Annotated in this window: 4 protein-coding genes; 3 read left to right on the top strand and 1 reads right to left on the bottom strand. The window is 48.9% G+C overall.

Translation table 11 applies throughout. The annotated features are described in order from the left end of the window. Positions 1-631 precede the first annotated feature (631 nt). Both VE954_RS13405 and VE954_RS13400 read left to right on the top strand, forming a co-directional pair. Entirely contained in the window at positions 632-1,012 is a 381-nt protein-coding gene (locus VE954_RS13405) for a hypothetical protein (RefSeq protein WP_324953514.1), read from the top strand. A gap of 76 nt (positions 1,013-1,088) precedes the next feature. Then, the gene (locus VE954_RS13400) at positions 1,089-1,385 is read left to right on the top strand and encodes a hypothetical protein (protein ID WP_324953512.1); all 297 of its coding nucleotides are present in this window, start codon (positions 1,089-1,091) and stop codon (positions 1,383-1,385) included. Positions 1,386-1,734: 349 nt separating this feature from the next. Here VE954_RS13400 and VE954_RS13395 read toward each other — a convergent pair whose 3' ends face one another. Then, on the bottom strand, positions 1,735-2,820 hold the full coding sequence (locus VE954_RS13395; protein ID WP_324953510.1) for a serine hydrolase domain-containing protein: 1,086 nt from the start codon (positions 2,818-2,820) through the stop codon (positions 1,735-1,737). Positions 2,821-2,945: 125 nt separating this feature from the next. Between VE954_RS13395 and VE954_RS44240 the strand changes: the two genes are divergently transcribed. Beyond that, positions 2,946-3,167: a hypothetical protein gene (locus tag VE954_RS44240; RefSeq protein ID WP_414699004.1), complete on the top strand. Its 222-nt coding sequence runs from the start codon at positions 2,946-2,948 to the stop codon at positions 3,165-3,167. Positions 3,168-3,422 lie beyond the last annotated feature (255 nt).

The following is a 3,422-nucleotide window of genomic DNA, read 5'->3' as shown; positions in this document are numbered from 1 at the left end:
GTCGCCTTAAGAAGAAAAGAGAGGGAATATCTTTTTCCACGTGAGCTTCTGAAGTCAGCACTCGCCTCGAATTGATCAGCCAGGGAAAAGGCAAACCGTATGTCAGATTGCATTGAAAAAACCTCCTCAGGAGGAGGATTGAATCTCTCAGCAGGCATCTTTTAGTCAATAATTTTAGCGGCGTGATTGATTATTGAGCATTCTTTCCGGGGCCCTGTAATTATTAGATACCTCTGTGACGATTTTCACACTGATCTTCTAAAAAATCTTCCATGAATAACAATATGCTCGCGGGTTAAGTCGGAGGACGAACACCCTGTTAGGTTTAGTCGTGCAGGTAGTGGTTTCATCGCCTCACATCCTTAGGATGTTGAGGTTTTCCTTTCAGATAAGCCTGACGTTGCTGCGAGTGAGACCTTTCGTGCATTTCGATACAATTTCCGCCAACACCAATCCATTTCCATCATGATCCATTTGCAAAATCGCAAGGACTAAAAAATTTATTTCCTCGCGAGCTGACTTGATAAATATTTGATACATAAAAAGGAATTGCCGGGTTTTCTGAGATGGCTTTGTAAAAACCGGGCCCTCAATGAATGGGGTCATCGCTGGAGGTGAAGGAGGGGTTTCCGTGAAGGTAAAAGAAAAATTCCATCCAGGTCAACGCGTGGTCACATCCGGCAGGGGTGGCAGGATTGTCACGCGAAAGTTCGACACCTATCTTGTGGAAATCGATGGTGAAGTGAAGCATCGTCGCCTGTTGGCATCGGAGCTGTCGCTGCCGGTGCTGGATCCGGCTTCGATCCTGCCGTTTCGAGAGCCTTTCCTGGGATCCTTTGCACCCGGTCCCGGACGCGTTGACTCCTATGCCGAGGGTGGCCGGCGGGTCTTGATCGATGGAATCCATGGGGGCATCATCACCCGCGGGGGAAGAACACGCGTGTGGGTCCTGATGGATGCAGGTCATCGGCAATGGTTTTTTGTGCCAAATGATAGAGTCGTTTATTCATGATGGATAAGTTTCAGCCCCATCCAGGTGCAATTATTCGGTCTCCCGGTCGTCCTGAAAATGTAGGAGGAACCGGGCCATGGTAATTGACCTGACAGATCTTTTTACCAAAATGCGGCGGGAGCGAGTCTGGGCACAGGCGGGGCTTGTGTCTTCAATCGATCCAACCGGCGCCCATATGAGGACTGATGAATATGGTCGCCTTATTTGCTTTGAGGATTATGGCCGGATGGATATCTTCGGCTGGCTCATCGTCGAGCAGCTCCCGGTCAACCATCGGTCCTGCTGGCTTCTCCACTACCACTGCAGCGGGGGAGTGGGATACAAAAGCCGTCAGTCGCATCGGCAAGTATACAGGATCGCGAAGGAGCAGTGATCGTATTTCGGAAAATGGAAAACTTGTTTCCAGCAGCTAATCAGAATAATACCTTTGACATTCAAGGCTTCTGTGTGTCGAGTGTATTCGAAATCGAGATTATTAAGAATTTGTTCTACATTAGCAAACTGAACATAACCCCCATTTCGGGTTGACACCAACCCCATAGGAAGGTGTCCATGTCCAGTGCAAGACTCCCGCGAACACGATGGCAGCTATGACTCCTGGTCAATAGGAAGAACAAGCGTTTCGTTTTGCTCGTGGCTATGGTTACTTTAAAGGTGCGAAATCTGTTGCCAGCACCGGAGTAAACATTCCAGGGTTCAAAACAAGGATCCTGATCCTGAATTTATTTTGTCTCCAGGACTGGACGTTGAGAGGCTTGCATATACGCCGAAGACAGCTCATTGAAGATATTCTTAATCGGAGCAGCCGAATATGCTGACAGCACCGCAACCCATAGTTTTTGTTCGGGCCAATATCCGACGATGGAACGAAAAGCCAACCAAGCGCCATCATGAATGATCAGGCGCTTTCCCTGAACCTCTTGCAGCGCCCAACCATAGCCGTAGGCAATTGGCTTTCCATCGCGAGTCGACCCTGCCATAAAAAGTCGGTCGATGCTTGCTTGGTCCAACATCCCTGGTTGCGTAAGAGCTGTCATCCAGTGAGCATAATCATCCAGGTTTGTGAGAACACCTCCATCGCCATAGACGAGATCACAACCAATTGAATATTTCGGTTCGAAAAACGGCCACTCGGTATAACTCGTCGCCCGATGATTAACCTTGTCATGAGCATCGGCTCGCAGGACTTTTGAATTGACCATTCCGAGTTTGTCAAAAATATTATCCTGTATGAAGGCATAAAAGGGCCTACGTGTCACTTGCTCCACCACCTCAGCGAGTATCACGTACCCTGTGTTGCTGTACTCGTGTTGTGTCCCTGCTGCAAAATCCAGGGCAGCTTTGCTACGGAGCAAGGCAAGTACATCCTTGTTGGCGACTTTTTTGCCCGAAAGGCAAAGCTCGCTAATATAGTCAGGCAGTCCCGAAGTATGAGAGATTAAGTGTTTGATCTGGACGTCTTTCGCATACTGAGGCCAGTCGGGTATGAATTTGCCGACCGGGTCCTGGGGCGCAATCTTTCCAGCTTTTTCCAGAAGCATCACGGCGAAGGCGGTAAATTGCTTGGAATTGGAAGCCAGGTTGAAATTGGTTTTGGTCGTTGCCTTTACTTTGCTTTCGCGGGTTTCAAACCCAAAGGCATCCTTTCGAACAATTTGACCGTTTCTGACGACTAAGATACCCAAGGCCGGCCCCTGGTTTTTCGTATAAGCTTCCAAGCTATCTGCCAGTGGAGTTTTCCCCGAAAAAGCGAGACTAGGCGGAAGGCTAGTCACCAAGCTCGCGAGGGCAAGTACAATAAATCGCATCGCATTTCCTCTTCAGTTCAAGATGAGTTTACCAAGCGAAACAATCACATGCCTAGAAGTTATTTGGCTCTGTTGCAGCTGGATGAGGCGACGTTACCCTTGCAAAAACCTGGGGAGGCCGACTCGTGCTTTTTGACACCAGAGGACATTGTTTTGAGCGCCAGATCATCATGCTTCATGTCCGCTGGTATCTTTCCTATAAGCTCAGTTACCGGGACCTTGAAGAGATGGCTGCGGAACGTGGGCTTGATGTTGACCACATCACCATTTACCGCTGGGTCATCAAGTTCACGCCAGGGGTGGAGAAGGCTGTGCGTCGCCTTAAGCAGCCTCCGGGCAGGAGCTAGTTTTTAGATGAAAGTGTGTCGTAGAAAGCAGCATGGAAGATGAAGGCAGGCCCTTCGTAATCGGTTTGCAGGAACGGATTACAAACTACTGCAAGCGGCCCAGGTAAAGAGCCCTGGTCGTGAGCGTTGCAGAAAAGGCTTCGTAAAGAAGTCATGTATGAGTTGGAAAGACGAACAAAAGTGAACCATCGTTCAAGTGTCGAAAAGAAATGCAAATGGCATCAAAACCAGGAAGTTTTCGTTGTCCTGGGACAA

Origin of the sequence: Oligoflexus sp., from assembly GCF_035638955.1 — a bacterium.
Lineage (GTDB): Bacteria > Bdellovibrionota_B > Oligoflexia > Oligoflexales > Oligoflexaceae > Oligoflexus.
This window is presented reverse-complemented; position numbering and strand designations above follow the sequence as displayed.